This is a genomic window from Brachybacterium sp. P6-10-X1, assembly GCF_001969445.1.
Classification (GTDB): domain Bacteria; phylum Actinomycetota; class Actinomycetes; order Actinomycetales; family Dermabacteraceae; genus Brachybacterium.
The window spans coordinates 411918-427623 of record NZ_CP017297.1; the positions used below are offsets into that span (position 1 = coordinate 411918).

The following is a 15706-nucleotide window of genomic DNA, read 5'->3' on the forward strand; positions in this document are numbered from 1 at the left end:
GGCGTGGAAGGGAGAGAACCATGCACGACCAGCGACCCCCGGCGACGTCCGGGCCCGAGGACCCCTCCGACGAGCAGCGCTCCCGCGTGCTCGGCGCGGACGAGATCCGCCGAGCCCTGACCCGCATCGCCCACGAGATCCTCGAGAGCGGCCACGGCGCCGACGATCTCGTGCTCCTGGGCATCCCGCACCGCGGCGTCCCCCTGGCCCACCGACTCGCGGAGCAGATCATCCGGGCCGAGGGCGACGACCGCCCGCTCGACGCCCTGGCGGGCTCCCTCGACATCACCCTGTACCGCGACGACCTGCGGCACAATCCCACGCGCGCCCCGAGCCCCACTCGGATCCCGCGGGCGGGGATCGACGGCCGCACCGTGGTGCTGGTCGACGACGTGCTGTACTCGGGCCGCACCGTCCGCGCCGCCCTGGACGCCCTCGGCGCCATCGGCCGCCCGACCGCGGTCCGGCTGGCCGTGCTCGTCGACCGCGGCCACCGGCAGCTGCCGATCCGGGCCGACCACGTCGGCAAGAACCTCCCCACCTCCCGCAACGAGCGGGTGCACGTCCAGCTCACCGAGACCGACGGCACGGACGCGGTGGACATCGTCCGCCCCGACGCCCCGACGAGGGACCGGTCGGACCGGCCGGACGGAGAGCGCGCATGAGGCACTTCATCTCCATCGCCGATCTCGAACGCGCCGAGGCGATCTCGGTGCTGGCCACGGCCGAGCACATGGCCGAGACCCAGTCCCGCTCGATCCGCAAGCTGCCCACCCTGGTGGGCACCACCGTGGTGAACCTCTTCTTCGAGGACTCCACCCGCACCCGGATCAGCTTCGAGGCCGCCGCCAAGCGCCTCTCGGCCGACGTCATCAACTTCTCCGCCAAGGGCTCGAGCGTCTCCAAGGGCGAGTCCCTCAAGGACACCGCCCTGACGCTGCAGGCCATGGGGGCGGATGCGGTCGTGGTGCGCTCCGGCTCCTCCGGCGCCGCCCACCTGCTGGCCCATGCCGGCTGGATCGACCAGCCCATCGTCAACGCCGGCGACGGGGCCCACGAGCACCCCACCCAGGCGATGCTCGACGCCTTCACCCTGCGCCGCCATCTGCGCCCCGGGGCCGCGGACGCAGGCCTGGACGGCCTGCACGTGGTGATCGTCGGCGACATCCTGCACTCGCGGGTGGCGCGCTCGAACGTGCTGCTGCTGACGCTGCTCGGCGCCCGCGTGACCCTGGTCGCGCCGCCGGCCCTGGTGCCGGTCGGTGCGGGCGCCTGGCCCTGCGAGATCGTCTACGACCTCGACGAAGCCCTCGCGAGCGGGCCCGACGCGGTCATGATGCTGCGCGTCCAGAGCGAGCGCATGATCGGCGGCGGCTTCTTCCCCACCGCGGGGGAGTACTCGCGTCGCTACGGGCTGAGCACCGCCCGCGCCGACTCCCTGCCACCGCACGCGATCGTCCTGCACCCCGGCCCCATGAACCGCGGCTTCGAGATCGCCGGCGACGTCGCCGATTCCCCGCGCAGCGTGATCGTCGAGCAGGTCGCCTCCGGCGTGTTCGTGCGCATGGCCGTCCTCTATCATCTGCTCGCCACCGACGCCCGGGAGGCTCCCCGTGAGACCTGAGACCCACGCACAGAGCTCACCCGGCGCGGGCGGCGAAGCCGCTGCGCTGCTGATCCGAGGGGGCCGGCCCTACGGCGAGACCGTGGCGGACCTGCTCCTGGTCGGCGGCCGGATCGAGTCCGTCGGCCCCGATCTCGAGGCCCCCGTCGGCGCCGAGATCGTCGAGGCCGACGGCTGCATCGTGCTCCCCGGCCTGGTGGACCTCCACACCCACCTGCGCGAACCCGGCGGGGAGGAGGCCGAGACGGTCGAGACCGGTACCCGGGCCGCCGCCCGCGGGGGCTTCACCGCCGTGCACGCGATGGCCAACACCATGCCCGTGGCCGACACCGCCGGCGTGGTCGAGCAGGTCGCCCGCCGCGGCGAGACCGCCGGCTGGTGCGCCGTCCGCCCCGTCGGCGCCGTGACCGTGGGTCTGGCGGGTGAGCGGCTCGCCGAGCTGGATGCGATGGCGAACTCCCGCGCTCAGGTCCGTGTGTTCAGCGACGACGGCAAGTGCGTGCATGATCCCGTGCTGATGCGCCGTGCTCTGGAGTACGTGAAGTCCTTCGACGGCGTCATCGCACAGCACGCCCAGGACCCGCGGCTGACCGAGGGCGCCCAGATGCACGAGGGCGTCGTCTCCGCCGAGCTCGGGCTGTCCGGCTGGCCCGCCGTCGCCGAGGAGTCGATCATCGCCCGCGACGTGCTGCTGGCGCAGCACGTCGGCTCGCGCCTGCACGTGTGCCACCTGTCCACGGCAGGCAGCGTCGACATCGTGCGGTGGGCCAAGCAGCGCGGCATCGCGGTGACCGCCGAGGTCACGCCGCACCACCTGCTGCTGACCGACGAGACCGTGCGCCGCTTCGATCCCGTGTTCAAGGTGAATCCGCCCCTGCGCACCGCCGAGGACGTCGAGGCGGTCCGCGAGGGCCTCGCCGACGGCACCATCGACATCGTCGCCACCGATCACGCGCCCCACCCGCGCGACGCCAAGGACCGCGAATGGGATCAGGCCGCGATGGGGATGACCGGCCTCGAGACGGCCCTCTCCCTCGTCCAGCACACCATGGTCGATCCGGGCCGGCTGACCTGGCGGGACGTCGCCCGGGTGCTGTCCGAGAAGCCCGCAGAGATCGGGCGCGATCAGTACCAGGGGCGCCCGCTCGCCCCCGGCGCCCCTGCGCACCTGCTGGTGTGGGACCCGCGCCCGAAGCGCCCGGCCGACCCGACCGAGCACGCCTCCCGCGGCCGGAACTCGCCCTTCGCCGGTCTCGAGCTGCCCGGGACGAATCGGCTGACGGTGCTCGACGGCCGCGCCACCGTGCGCGACGGCGCCGTGGTGAACCGCTGATGGACCAGCTGGTGCCGGTCCTCGCCCTGGCCGCCCTGTTCGTCGTGATCCTGGTGCTGATGGCCCGGGGCTGGCGGCGCCGAGGGCGCTCCCAGCAGTGTCTTCCCGCCCCGTCCACGGCGACGCTTCCCGAGCTCGGCGAGGACACGGAGACCGGGCCCCTGGCGGCGACCTACGTCTGCACGGTGCTCGCCGGTCGTCCGCTCGAGCGCGTCGTCGCCCACTCCCTCGGCCAGCGCGCCGCGGCCGAGGTCGCCGTCGGCTCCGACGGCACCTGGCACATCGACCGGGAGGGGACCGACGCCCTCACCGTCCCCGCCTCGGCCGTCGAGGAGGTCACCGCCGGACCCGGCATGGCCGGCAAGTTCATCGGCGGCGACGGCGTCCTCATCCTCCGCTGGCGCCTCGGCGACCAGCTCCTCGACACCGGTCTGCGCCTCGCCCGACGCGAGGACCACGACCTCCTGCTCTCCCGGAAGGAGCACTCATGACCGCCTCTGCCCCGCCCCCGTCCCCGACACCGGCATCCTCCGCCCGCCCCACCGCCTCCCGTGCCCGAGCCGAGCGGGCGCTGCTGGTCCTCGAGGACGGCACCGTCCTGCGCGGCTCCGCTTACGGCGCCCGCGGCTCCCGGCTGGGCGAGGTCGTCTTCACCACCGGCATGACCGGGTACCAGGAGACCCTCACCGACCCCTCCTACGCCGGACAGATCGTCGTGCAGACCGCGCCCCACATCGGCAACACGGGGGCGAACGCCCAGGACATGGAGTCCCGCAAGCTCTGGGTGCGCGGGTACGCCGTGCGAGATGCCAGCCGCATCGTCTCCAGCCACCGCGCCGAGCAGTCCCTCGACGACCTGCTGACGAGCAGCGACGTCGTCGGCATCAGCGACATCGACACCCGCATGCTCACCCGCATCCTGCGCGAGGTCGGCTCGATGCGCGGCGGCGTCTTCTCCGGGGCGGCCCTGGACGCCTCCGAGCAGGAGCTGCTGGAGACGGTGCGCGCCCAACCCGCGATGAGCGGCGCCAGCTTCGTCGAGGAGGTGACCATCGCCCAGCCCGTCGTCCTCGAGCCCGAGGGGGAGGCGATCGGCACCGTCGCCGCCGTCGACCTCGGCATCAAGGGCGCCTCGCCGCGCAGCATGCTCTCCCGCGGCCTGCGGGTCCACCTGCTGCCGGCGACCTCCACCCTCGAGGAGCTGCTGGCCGTCGCCCCCGACGCCGTGTTCTTCTCCAACGGCCCCGGGGACCCCGCTGCGGCGGACGCCCAGGTGGAGCTGCTGCGCGGCGTCCTGGACGCGGGCGTGCCCTTCTTCGGCATCTGCTTCGGCAACCAGCTGCTGGGCCGGGCGCTCGGCTTCGACACCTACAAGCTGAAGTTCGGCCACCGTGGCATCAACCAGCCCGTGCTGGACCGCGAGACCGGGAAGGTCGAGATCACCGCCCACAACCACGGCTTCGCCGTCGACGTCCCGCTCCAGGGCGAGCACCTCGCCCCGTACCGCGGCGGCCGCTACGGCCGGGTCGTCGTCACCCACGTCGGCCTCAACGACGACGTCGTGGAGGGCATCCGCTGCCTGGACCGGCCCGCCTACTCCGTCCAGTACCACCCCGAGGCCGCCGGCGGACCGCACGACGCCTCCTACCTCTTCGATCGTCTCGTGGACCTCGTGGCCGAGCGACGCGGCGGGTCTGCTGACACCGCCGCCGCCCCGCACCTCCCGTCCTCGCAGAAGGAGTCCTGATGCCCCGTCGTCCCGACATCTCCTCCGTCCTCGTCATCGGCTCCGGCCCGATCGTCATCGGCCAGGCCGCCGAGTTCGACTACTCCGGCACCCAGGCCTGCCGCGTGCTGCGCGAAGAGGGCCTGCGGGTCATCCTCGTCAACTCGAACCCGGCGACGATCATGACCGATCCGGACATCGCCGATGCCACCTACGTCGAGCCGATCGACCCCGACATCATCCGCTCGATCATCGCCGCCGAGCGCCCCGACGCCCTGCTGCCGACCCTGGGCGGGCAGACGGCGCTGAACGCCGCCATCGCCCTGGCCCGCAGCGGCACCCTCGAGGAGTTCGGGGTCGAGATGATCGGTGCCAGCCTCGACGCGATCAACAAGGCGGAGGACCGTCAGCTGTTCAAGGAGGTCGTCGACCGCGTCGGCGGCGAGTCCGCGCGCTCGAAGATCTGCCACAGCATGGACGACCTGCTGGAGGGCGCCGAGGAGCTCGGCTACCCCATGGTGGTCCGCCCCAGCTTCACCATGGGCGGCCTCGGCTCCGGCATGGCCTACGACGAGGCGGACCTGCGTCGCATCGGCGGGGACGGCCTGCACTATTCGCCGACCACCGAGGTGCTCCTCGAGGAGTCCATCCTGGGCTGGAAGGAGTTCGAGCTCGAGCTGATGCGCGACCACAACGACAACTGCGTGGTGGTCTGCTCCATCGAGAACGTCGACGCCGTCGGTGTGCACACCGGCGACTCGGTGACCGTCGCCCCGGCGCTCACCCTCACCGACGTCGAGATGCAGCGGCTGCGTGACCTCGGCATCGGCATCATCCGCGAGGTCGGTGTCGACACCGGCGGGTGCAACGTGCAGTTCGCGACCCACCCCGAGACCGGGCGCGTGGTCGTCATCGAGATGAACCCTCGGGTCTCCCGCTCCTCGGCCCTGGCCTCGAAGGCCACCGGCTTCCCGATCGCGAAGATCGCCGCCCGCCTGGCCATCGGCTACTCGCTCGACGAGATCCGCAACGACATCACCGGCACCACCCCGGCCAGCTTCGAACCGGCGCTGGACTACGTCGTGGTGAAGGTGCCGCGCTTCGCCTTCGAGAAGTTCCCGGCGGCGGACCCGACGCTGACGACCACCATGAAGTCCGTCGGCGAGGCGATGGCCCTGGGGCGGAACTTCACCGAGGCGCTCGGCAAGGCCCAGCGCTCGATCGACGTCAAGGGCGCCGCCCCGACCTACGAGGGCGCTCCGCCGTCCGCCGCCGAGGTGGCGACGCTGCTGGAGGAGGTGCGCACGCCCACGGCCACCCGTCTGGTGACCATCTCCCGCATCCTGTGGGCCGCGGCCGAAGGCGTCGTCGCCCCCGCGGAGACGCTCGACCGTCTGGTCGAGGCGACGTGGATCGACCGCTGGTTCCTCGACCAGATGCTGCTGATGGCCGAGATCGCCGCCGAGGTGCGCGGCTCCGAGGTGCTCGATGCCCCGCTGCTGGCGCTGGCCAAGCGCCACGGCCTGTCCGACGACCAGATCGGTCGCCTGCGCGGTCAGCACGGCGACGTGGTCAAGGGCGTGCGCGAGGCGCTCGGCATCAACCCGGTCTTCAAGACGGTCGACACCTGCGCCGCCGAGTTCGCCTCGGCCACGCCGTACCACTACTCGAGCTACGACCAGGAGACCGAGGTCGAGCCGCGCGAGCGCCCCGCGATCCTGATCCTGGGCTCGGGCCCGAACCGCATCGGCCAGGGCATCGAGTTCGACTACTCCTGCGTCCACGCCGCGCTCGCGCTCGGCGACCGCGACCTGCCCGGCGGCGGCTACGAGACCGTCATGGTCAACTGCAACCCCGAGACGGTCTCGACCGACTACGACATCGCCGACCGCCTCTACTTCGAGCCGCTGACCTTCGAGGACGTCGTCGAGGTGTACGAGGCGGAGAAGGCGGCCGGTCCCGTTGCCGGGGTGATCGTCCAGCTCGGCGGCCAGACCCCGCTGGGACTGGCCGGACGGCTGCAGGAGGCCGGGCTGCCGATCATCGGCACCAGTCCGTCGGCGATCGACCTCGCCGAGGACCGCGGCCACTTCGGGGCCGTCCTGGCCGACGCCGACCTGCCCGCGCCGCCCTACGGCACCGCCTGGGGGCTGCAGGACGCCCGCGACGTCGCCGCGGAGGTCGGCTACCCGGTGCTCGTGCGCCCCAGCTACGTCCTCGGCGGACGCGGCATGGAGATCGTCTACGACCAGGAGGGCCTGGTCGACTACGTCAGCCGCAACCTCCCCGACGGCGGCCGCGCGGACGCTCCGATCCTCATCGACAGCTTCCTGGACACCGCCATCGAGATCGACGTCGACGCCCTGTTCGACGGCGAGGACCTCTACCTCGGCGGCGTCATGGAGCACATCGAGGAGGCCGGCATCCACTCCGGCGACTCGGCATGCACCCTGCCGCCGGTCTCGCTGTCCGACACGGTCCTGGAGCGCATCCGCGCCTCCACCCGCGGGATCGCCGAGGGCGTGGGTGTGCGCGGGCTGCTCAACGTCCAGTACGCCCTGGCCCAGGGCATCCTGTACGTCCTGGAGGCCAACCCGCGCGCCTCCCGCACGGTGCCCTTCGTCGCCAAGGCCACCGGGGTCCCGCTGGCACAGGCCGCGGCCCGGGTGATGGCGGGGGAGTCGATCGCCCAGCTGCGGAAGGCCGGGCTGCTGCCGGCCCACGGCGACGGTGCCGACCTCCCCGACGACGCTCCCATCGCCGTGAAGGAGGCCGTGCTGCCCTTCAAGCGCTTCCGCACCCCTGACGGACGCGCGGTGGACTCGGTGCTCGGCCCCGAGATGCGCTCGACCGGCGAGGTGATGGGCCTAGACACCACCTTCCCCCTGGCCTTCGCGAAGTCCCAGCTGGCGATCTCCGGCCAGGGGCTGCCCGCCACCGGCAGCGTGTTCGTCTCCGTCGCCGACGCCGACAAGCGCGCGCTCGCCCTGCCCGTGGCGCGTCTGGCCGCCCTCGGCTTCGACATCCTCACCACCGCCGGCACCGGCCGGGTGCTGCGTCGCTCGGGCATCCCCTGCACGGTCCTGCGCAAGGCCTCGGAGACGGGGGACGGGGCGAGCGTCATCGAGCTGGTCGAGAACGGCGAGGTCGCCCTGGTGCTGAACACCCCCTCCGGATCGAACGCACGAGTGGACGGCTACGCCATCCGAGCTGCCGCGACCAGCATGGACGTGCCCATGATCACGACGCTGCAGGAGTTCCAGGCCGCCGTACAGGCGATCGAGGCGCATCCCGTGGAGCCCTTCGAGGTGGGCAGCCTCCAGGAGCACACCCGTCGACTCGTCGAGGGCCGTGCCGCCCTGGCGGGCGCATGAGCGCGGCGTCCACCGCCTTCGGGGCCCGGCTGCGCGACGCGGTCGCCGCCCATGGTCGGATCGTCGCCGGCATCGATCCCCACGCCTCCCTGCTGGAGGCCTGGGGACTGTCGGACACGCCGGAGGGACTGGCCGCGTTCTCCCGCACGGCGCTGGACGCCGTCGCGGGAGAGGTCTGCGCGATCAAGCCGCAGTCGGCCTTCTTCGAGCGCCACGGCGCCGCCGGCGTCGCGGTGCTCGAGGAGCTCCTCGCCGCCGCCAGCGCCCGCGGGGTGCTGAGCATCCTGGACGTCAAGCGGGGAGACATCGGCTCCACCATGGCGGCCTATGCCGAGGCGCATCTGCGTCCGGGGGCCCCGCTCGAGGCGGACGCCATCACCGTCAGCCCCTATCTCGGGGCCGGATCCACGGACCCCGCCATCCGGCTCGCGCTCGAGCACGGCAAGGGAGTGTTCCTGCTCGCCCTGACCTCCAATCCCGACGGGCCGCAGGTCCAGCACGCCGCCACCGTCGATGACACGCCGGTGGCACGAGAGATCGCGCGACACGCCGAGGATCTCGGATCCGGCGCGCCGGGGGAGTGGGGGAGCATCGGCCTGGTCGTCGGCGCGACGGTCGGGGACGCCTATCGACGGCTCGGCCTCGACCGCGCAGCCCCCTCGGCGCCGCTGCTCGCCCCTGGATTCGGAGCCCAGGGCGCCGGACCTGCGCAGATGCCTGAGGTGTTCGGTGACAGTGCAGGTCACGTGCTGGTTTCGCTGTCCCGCGGGATCCTGTCGGTCGGGCCGGACCCGACGGCTGTGAGGGCCCGGGTCCACCAGCTGCGCGCACAGTACAGCTGACCCGCGCAGCGGTCCGTCCCGGTCCGCCGATCCCACCCGTGCGGGGCCTCCGGAGTGCTTCCGAGAGGGCCCCGAATCGGCCCCGAACCGCACCGGACCTGGGATTGTGCGTGTCAGAAGTGGGCTCGGACACGCCATGGGGGTTACGCTCTTCGAACAGCGGGAGCCTTCCGGTCCCCGCCCGTCACCAGCAAGAGAACTGAGGTAAGAACTGTGGCTCTCCCTCCCCTCACCCCTGAGCAGCGGGCCGAGGCCCTGAAGAAGGCCGCCGAGGCTCGTCGTGAGCGCGCGGCCATCAAGGCCCGGCTCAAGGACAGCGCCGGCCGTCGCGGCAAGGAGATCAAGAAGGTCCTCGACGAGGCCGAGACCAACGAGATCGTCGGTCGTCTCCGTGTCGCCGCCCTGCTCGAAGCCCTCCCGGGCGTCGGCAAGGTGAAGGCCCAGCAGATCATGGAGGAGATCGGCATCTCCCCCTCCCGCAAGATCCGCGGGCTCGGCTCCCACCAGGCGGAGAAGCTCGTCGCCCACTTCTCCGAGTGACCGGACCCCACCGGGCCGGTGCCGACACGGCACCGGCCCCGGTGACTGTCCTGGCCGGCCCCACCGCGGTCGGCAAGGGCACGGTCTCCGCCAAGATCCGTGAGCAGTACCCGCAGATCTGGCTCTCCGTCTCGGCGACCACCCGCCCGCCCCGACCCGGTGAGGTCGACGGCGTGCACTACCGCTTCGTGAGCGAGGACGAGTTCACCCGCCTGGTCGAGACCGACCAGATGCTCGAGTGGGCCACCGTCCACGGCCGCCACCGCTACGGCACGCCCCGCGGTCCGGTCGACGAGGCCGTCGCGGACGGTCACCCGGTGCTGCTGGAGATCGACCTCGCCGGCGCCCGGCAGATCCGTCGCACGGTCCCCGAGGCACGCTTCGTCTTCCTCGCCCCGCCCAGCTGGGAGTCGCTCGTCGAGCGTCTCGTGGGCCGGGGCACCGAGACCGCCGAAGAGCGCGAGCGTCGCCTTCTGACCGCGCGCCGCGAGCTCGCCGCCGAGAGCGAGTTCGACGTCACCATCGTCAACGACGAGGTGCTGCGCGCCACCGCGGAGCTCGCCGCCCTGCTGGGCGTGCGCGACCTCACCTGAACCGCGCGCCGGACCCCTCGCCCTCGCACCGCTCGAGGGCGTATCCTGGGACGTCGCACGCCGAAACTCTCGAAGGGACATCCGTGGCCGGAACAGTCGCTCAGCCCGAAGGCATCACGAACCCCCCGATCGACCGTCTCCTGGAGACCGTCGACTCCAAGTACGCGCTGGTGCTCTACGGCTCCCAGCGCGCCCGCCAGATCAACGCCTACTACTCGCAGCTCTCCGAGGGCCTGCTCGAGTTCGTCGGCCCGCTGGTGGACGTCGAGAACCAGGAGAAGCCGCTGTCGATCGCGCTCCGCGAGATCGACGAGGGTCTGCTGACGGTCCGCGAGATCGACGAGGCCGAGTACGCCGCGCAGAACGAGCCCGATCCGAACGCTCCGGCTCCGCTCAAGCTCGGCGACGACGCCCCGGAGATCCCGCCGACCGACTTCTCCTTCTGATCGCCCCCTGATCCCTGCCTGCCCCTGGGAGGCCCGATGAGTTCCGTGCCGCGCACCCTCGAGGGTGCCCGCGTGCTGGTCGGCGTCGGGGGCGGGATCGCCGCCTACAAGACCGCGCACCTGGTGCGCGGTCTTGTCGGTTCCGGCGCCGATGTCCGCGTGCTGCCCACCGCCGCCTCCCTCGAGTTCGTGGGCGCCGCGACCTGGGAGGCGCTCAGCCACCACCGTGTCCTCACCTCCGTCTTCGAGGACGTCGAGGAGGTGGCGCACGTGCGCTACGGCCAGGAGGCCGACCTGGTCGTGATCGCACCGGCCACCGCCGACCTGCTCGCACGGATGCGCATCGGGCGCGCCGACGACCTGCTCACCGCCTCGCTGCTGGTCACGCGAGCCCCCGTGGTCGTGGCCCCGGCGATGCACACCGAGATGTGGGAGCATCCCTCCACGCTCGAGAACGTCCGCGAGCTGCGCGAGCGCGGCATCACCGTGCTCGAGCCGGCCGTGGGCCGCCTCACGGGGCCGGATTCGGGGCCCGGACGCCTGCCCGAGCCCGAGGCGCTGCTCGAGTCGGCCCGCGCCGCGATCGCCGCCCCTCGTGACCAGCGGGGCGGCGTGCTGCGCGACCTGGTCGGCCGCGAGCTGCTGATCACCGCGGGCGGCACCCGCGAGGATCTCGACCCGGTCCGTTTCCTCGCCAACCATTCCTCGGGTCTGCAGGGTTGGGCCCTCGCTCACGCCGCCCTCGTGCGCGGCGCCCGGGTGCGTCTGGCCGCGGCCTCGGTCGACCTCGAGACCCCGCCGGGCGCCAGCCGTCTCGACGTCCGCAGCGCCGGCGAGCTCGCTGATGCCGTCGCCGAGCACCGCGGACGGGTCGATGCCCTGGTCATGGCCGCTGCTGTGGCTGATTTCACGGCGGCCGAGCGGGCGGGGGAGAAGATCAAGAAGGATGACGCCGATGAGGACTCGGTGCCACGGATCGCCCTGCGCCGCACCGAGGACATCCTTCGCTCCAGCGTCCTGGACCGCGGGGACGCCGCGGGCCCCGCGATCGTGGGCTTCGCCGCCGAGACCGGCGGGAACGGCAGCTCCGCCCTCGAGCTGGCCCGGGACAAGGCTCGTCGCAAGGGGGCCGATCTGCTGGTCTTCAACGACATCACCGCCGGGGTGTTCGGCTCCTCGCACAACGCCGTGCGCATCCTGGATCGCCAGGGGCAGGAGATCGCCGAGGCCGCGGGGTCCAAGACAGCCGTCGCCCACGCCGTGCTCGACGAGCTCACCTCGGTGCTGCCGCCCGTATCCTGGTCGGCATGACCTCCAGCGAGCTGCGCACCTTCACATCGGAGTCGGTCACCGAGGGCCACCCGGACAAGATCTGCGACCAGATCTCGGATGCGATCCTCGACGACCTGCTGACCCAGGACCGCGGCGCCCGCGTGGCCGTCGAGACCATGGTGACCACCGGTCTCGTCCACGTCGCCGGGGAGGTCCGCACCACCGGGTACAGCGACGTCGCGACCATCGTGCGCGACGTGATCCGCGGGATCGGCTACGACTCCTCCGAGAAGGGATTCGACGCCGATTCCTGCGGCATCGAGGTCTCCATCGGCGCACAGTCCCCGGACATCGCCCAGGGCGTGGACACCTCCTTCGAGTCCCGCGGCGACGCGGCCGCGGAGGCCTTCGCCCGCCTCGGCGCCGGTGACCAGGGCCTGATGTTCGGGTACGCCTGCCACGACACCCCCGAGCTGATGCCGCTGCCGATCCACGCCGCCCACCGCCTCACCGCGAACCTCTCGACCGCGCGGCACGACGGGGTCCTTCCCTACCTGCGGCCGGACGGCAAGACCCAGGTCTCGATCGGCTACGACGAGGAGGGCGTGGCGCGCAGCGTCGAGGCCGTCGTCGTCTCCACCCAGCACAGCGAGGACGTCGACCTGGGCAGCCAGCTCGCGCCGGGCATCGCGAAGGTGGTCATCGCCCCGGTGCTCGAGGACCTCGCCGATCTCGGCCTTGACGTCTCGGACGTCACCACCCACATCAACCCCTCCGGCCGCTTCGTGCTCGGCGGGCCCAAGGGCGATGCCGGCCTGACCGGCCGCAAGATCATCGTCGACACCTACGGCGGCATGGCCCGACACGGCGGCGGCGCCTTCTCCGGCAAGGACCCCTCGAAGGTGGACCGCTCCGGCGCCTACGCGATGCGCTGGGTGGCCAAGAACATCGTCGCCGCGGGCCTCGCGGACCGCTGCGAGGTCCAGGTCGCCTACGCGATCGGGGTCGCGGAACCCGTCGGTCTGTACGTCGAGACCTTCGGCACCGCGCACCGGCCCGCCCACCAGATCGCCGCCGCGGTGCGCAAGGTCTTCGACCTGCGCCCCGCCGCGCTGATCGACGCCCTGGACCTGCTGCGCCCGATCTACGCCCGGACCTCGGTGCACGGCCACTTCGGACGCGAACTGCCGGACTTCACCTGGGAGCGCACCGACCGCGCCCAGGAGCTGGAGCGTGCCCTGTGAGCGCCGCGAGCACCCCCGCCCGCGGTCTCGACCCGGAGCTGGTCGCGCGGCTGAAGCGCGACGAGGCGGGCCTGATCACCGCCGTCGTCCAGGATGCGAGCGATGACCGCGTGCTGATGGTCGGGTGGATGGACGACGAGGCGCTGGCCCGGACCCTGAGCACCGGGCGCGCCACCTACTGGTCCCGCTCCCGCGCCGAGTACTGGCGCAAGGGCGACACCAGCGGGAACGTCCAGTGGGTGCGCTCTGTCGCCATCGACTGCGACGGCGATACCCTGCTGGTCCGCGTCGACCAGGTCGGCGCCGCCTGCCACCGCGGCACCGACACCTGCTTCGACGGCGGCGACCTCGGCGCCGTCGTCCTGGATCCTACGGAGCGCACTGCATGAGCGACCTCCCCCTGACCGCACCGGACATCGCCGCGAGCGGTGTGCACCCTCGGGAACAGGCCGAGGCCTACCCCGAACAGGTGGCCGGTCGCGAGGGCGACGCCCTCGGCCGCATCCAGCCCGACCGCGAGACCTTCCGCGCCCTCGCGGCGCGCCAGCGTGTGGTCCCGGTCAGCGTGCGCCTGCTCGCCGACGAGGACACCCCCGTCTCCCTGTACCGCCGCCTGGCCGCGGACGGCGACGACCGGGGCACCTTCCTGCTCGAATCGGCGGGGGAGGGAGGGTCCTCCCGCTACTCGATCGTCGGCACCCGCGCCCGCGCGGTGCTCACCGAACGCGAGGGTCGAGCCCACTGGAGCGGCGACGTCCCCGCCGGAGTCCCGACCGACGGCAGCCCCGTCGAGGCGCTGAGCGCGGTCACCAGCGCCTTCCGCGCCTCCCGCCAGGAGCACCTGCCGCCGTTCTCCGGGGGCATGGTCGGCTTCATCGCCTACGACGCGGTCCGTCACTGGGAGAAGCTCGAACAGTCCCCGCCCGACGAGGTGGGACTGCCGGACCTCTCCATGCTCCTGGCCCAGGACGTCGTGGTCCACGACGCCCACGACTCCACCGTCGTGCTGGTCGCCAACGCGCTGAACCTCAACGCCACGGACGACGGGGTCGACGCCGCCTACGACGACGCCGTCGCCCGGCTGGAGGCGATGCGGGAGCGGCTGCGCACCCCGCTGAGCAGCGGAGCGATGGTCTACGAGACCGTCCGCGACCTCGACCCCAAGGCCCGCACCGCACGGCTCGACTACGAGCGCGCCGTGCACGAGGCCGTCCGCGACATCATCGACGGGGACATCTTCCAGGTCGTCCCCTCGCAGCGCTTCTCCCTGCCCGTCGCGGCCGATCCGCTGGACGTGTACCGGGTGCTGCGCAGGATGAACCCGAGTCCCTACATGTATCTGCTGCGCACCGTCGATGCCGAGGGCGCCCCGATCGACGTCGTCGGCGCGAGCCCCGAGTCGCTGGTGACGGTTCGCGGACGCACGGCGACCACCCACCCCATCGCAGGCTCCCGCCCCCGCGGAGACACCCCGGAGGAGGACGAACGGCTCGGCAACGAGCTGCTGGAGGACCCCAAGGAGCGCTCCGAGCACCTGATGCTGGTCGACCTCGCGCGCAACGACCTGCAGAAGTTCTGCGACCCGGGCACCGTGGTGGTGCGGGACTTCATGCACCTGCAGCGCTTCAGCCACATCCAGCACATCGTCTCCACCGTCACCGGTCACATCCGGGACGACGCCCTGGCCTACGACGCCCTGCGCGCCACCTTCCCGGCCGGCACCCTCTCCGGCGCGCCGAAACCCTCGGCGATGCGGATCATCGACCACCTGGAGCCGGTGCGCCGCGGGGTGTACGGCGGGACGGTCGGGTACATCGACTTCGCCGGGGACATGGACATGGCCATCGCCATCCGCACCGCCGTGCTCAAGGACGGCACCGCCCACGTCCAGGCCGGCGGGGGAGTGGTGGCGGACTCCGACGCCACCATGGAATACCGCGAGACCCAGTCCAAGGCGGCCGCAGCGCTGCGCGCCGTCGCCTCCGCCGACACCCTGCGTCCGGCATGAGCGCCCCGTCCTCGCCGACGCCGGCCGACGCCGAGACCCCGACGCGTCCCCGCCGGGCCCCGAGCCGCCGCCTGACCGTGCTCGCGGGCACCGTCGCCGGCGGCGCCCTGATCGGCGCCACGCGCACCACCTGGGCCCAGGCCACCGCCCCCGATCTCACGGGCGCCGCCCAGGAGGTGGCCGTGACCGGCTCGGACGCCGCCCCGACGGTGCTCGCCCTCGGCCTGGTGGCCCTGGCCGCCGCCCTGACCACCTCCCTGTCCTCGATCTGGATCCGCTTCGTCACCGGCCCGGTGCTCCTGGCCGCCGGACTGGGAGCGGGCTGGTCCGCCCTCGCGGTGGTCCTCGACCCGACCGGGGCCTCCGGCTCCGCCGCGGCCACGGCCACCGGGGTCGTCGGCGGACAGGTGCAGGCCACGGCCACCTCCTGGCCGCTGCTCACCCTGATCCCGTCGCTCGCGGTCGCCGCGGTCGGGATCGTCGTGCTGCTGGCCGGCCGCACCTGGCCGGTGCGCACCCGCTTCCGCAGCGCCGCCGTCGCCGTCACCGCGGACCCGGAGCGGGACCCCGCCGGCGCCTGGGATGCCCTGACCCGCGGGGAGGACCCGAGCGTCGAGGACGACCCGAGCACCGGGACGGACGATGCCGGGCCCACCGCCGCGCGGTGATCGTGCTCACCCTCCCTGCGACCTCCGGCACCGGCG

Annotated in this window: 15 protein-coding genes; all 15 read left to right on the forward strand. The window is 72.7% G+C overall.

What is annotated here, in order from left to right:
- The first annotated feature begins 20 nt into the window (after positions 1-20).
- The 15 genes from pyrR to BH708_RS01905 all read left to right on the forward strand — a co-directional run bounded on the left by pyrR (position 21) and on the right by BH708_RS01905 (position 15670).
- Entirely contained in the window at positions 21-665 is a 645-nt protein-coding gene (gene pyrR / locus BH708_RS01835; protein ID WP_076806147.1) for a bifunctional pyr operon transcriptional regulator/uracil phosphoribosyltransferase PyrR, read from the forward strand.
- A complete protein-coding gene (locus BH708_RS01840) occupies positions 662-1624 on the forward strand; it encodes an aspartate carbamoyltransferase catalytic subunit (RefSeq protein ID WP_076806149.1) in 963 nt (320 codons plus the stop codon). The genes pyrR and BH708_RS01840 overlap by 4 nt, the downstream gene beginning before the upstream one ends.
- Positions 1614-2957: a dihydroorotase gene (locus BH708_RS01845; protein ID WP_076806151.1), complete on the forward strand. Its 1344-nt coding sequence runs from the start codon at positions 1614-1616 to the stop codon at positions 2955-2957. Before BH708_RS01840 ends, BH708_RS01845 begins: the two co-directional genes overlap by 11 nt.
- Positions 2957-3448, forward strand: coding sequence for a hypothetical protein (locus tag BH708_RS01850; RefSeq protein ID WP_076806152.1), 492 nt, complete (start codon positions 2957-2959; stop codon positions 3446-3448). Before BH708_RS01845 ends, BH708_RS01850 begins: the two co-directional genes overlap by 1 nt.
- Entirely contained in the window at positions 3445-4704 is a 1260-nt protein-coding gene (gene carA / locus BH708_RS01855; RefSeq protein ID WP_076806154.1) for a glutamine-hydrolyzing carbamoyl-phosphate synthase small subunit, read from the forward strand. The genes BH708_RS01850 and carA overlap by 4 nt, the downstream gene beginning before the upstream one ends.
- Positions 4704-8057, forward strand: coding sequence for a carbamoyl-phosphate synthase large subunit (carB, locus tag BH708_RS01860; protein ID WP_076806156.1), 3354 nt, complete (start codon positions 4704-4706; stop codon positions 8055-8057). Before carA ends, carB begins: the two co-directional genes overlap by 1 nt.
- On the forward strand, positions 8054-8899 hold the full coding sequence (pyrF, locus tag BH708_RS01865; protein ID WP_076806158.1) for an orotidine-5'-phosphate decarboxylase: 846 nt from the start codon (positions 8054-8056) through the stop codon (positions 8897-8899). The genes carB and pyrF overlap by 4 nt, the downstream gene beginning before the upstream one ends.
- A 213-nt stretch (positions 8900-9112) precedes the next feature.
- Positions 9113-9439 (forward strand): integration host factor, actinobacterial type, encoded by a 327-nt coding sequence (gene mihF, locus BH708_RS01870; protein WP_076806160.1) that lies wholly within the window; start codon positions 9113-9115, stop codon positions 9437-9439.
- On the forward strand, positions 9436-10032 hold the full coding sequence (gene gmk, locus BH708_RS01875; RefSeq protein WP_076806161.1) for a guanylate kinase: 597 nt from the start codon (positions 9436-9438) through the stop codon (positions 10030-10032). Before mihF ends, gmk begins: the two co-directional genes overlap by 4 nt.
- Before the next feature lie 83 nt (positions 10033-10115).
- Complete coding sequence (gene rpoZ, locus BH708_RS01880; RefSeq protein ID WP_076806163.1) at positions 10116-10478, forward strand: DNA-directed RNA polymerase subunit omega; 363 nt, start codon at positions 10116-10118, stop codon at positions 10476-10478.
- Positions 10479-10514: 36 nt separating this feature from the next.
- Positions 10515-11789, forward strand: a complete 1275-nt coding sequence (coaBC, locus tag BH708_RS01885; RefSeq protein ID WP_076806165.1) for a bifunctional phosphopantothenoylcysteine decarboxylase/phosphopantothenate--cysteine ligase CoaBC — start codon at positions 10515-10517, stop codon at positions 11787-11789.
- Entirely contained in the window at positions 11786-12994 is a 1209-nt protein-coding gene (gene metK, locus BH708_RS01890) for a methionine adenosyltransferase (RefSeq protein ID WP_076806167.1), read from the forward strand. Before coaBC ends, metK begins: the two co-directional genes overlap by 4 nt.
- On the forward strand, positions 12991-13383 hold the full coding sequence (gene hisI / locus BH708_RS01895) for a phosphoribosyl-AMP cyclohydrolase (RefSeq protein ID WP_076806169.1): 393 nt from the start codon (positions 12991-12993) through the stop codon (positions 13381-13383). The genes metK and hisI overlap by 4 nt, the downstream gene beginning before the upstream one ends.
- Positions 13380-15002: an anthranilate synthase component I gene (locus BH708_RS01900; protein ID WP_083713194.1), complete on the forward strand. Its 1623-nt coding sequence runs from the start codon at positions 13380-13382 to the stop codon at positions 15000-15002. Before hisI ends, BH708_RS01900 begins: the two co-directional genes overlap by 4 nt.
- Positions 14999-15670: a Trp biosynthesis-associated membrane protein gene (locus BH708_RS01905; RefSeq protein WP_076806171.1), complete on the forward strand. Its 672-nt coding sequence runs from the start codon at positions 14999-15001 to the stop codon at positions 15668-15670. The genes BH708_RS01900 and BH708_RS01905 overlap by 4 nt, the downstream gene beginning before the upstream one ends.
- Positions 15671-15706: the final 36 nt, after the last annotated feature.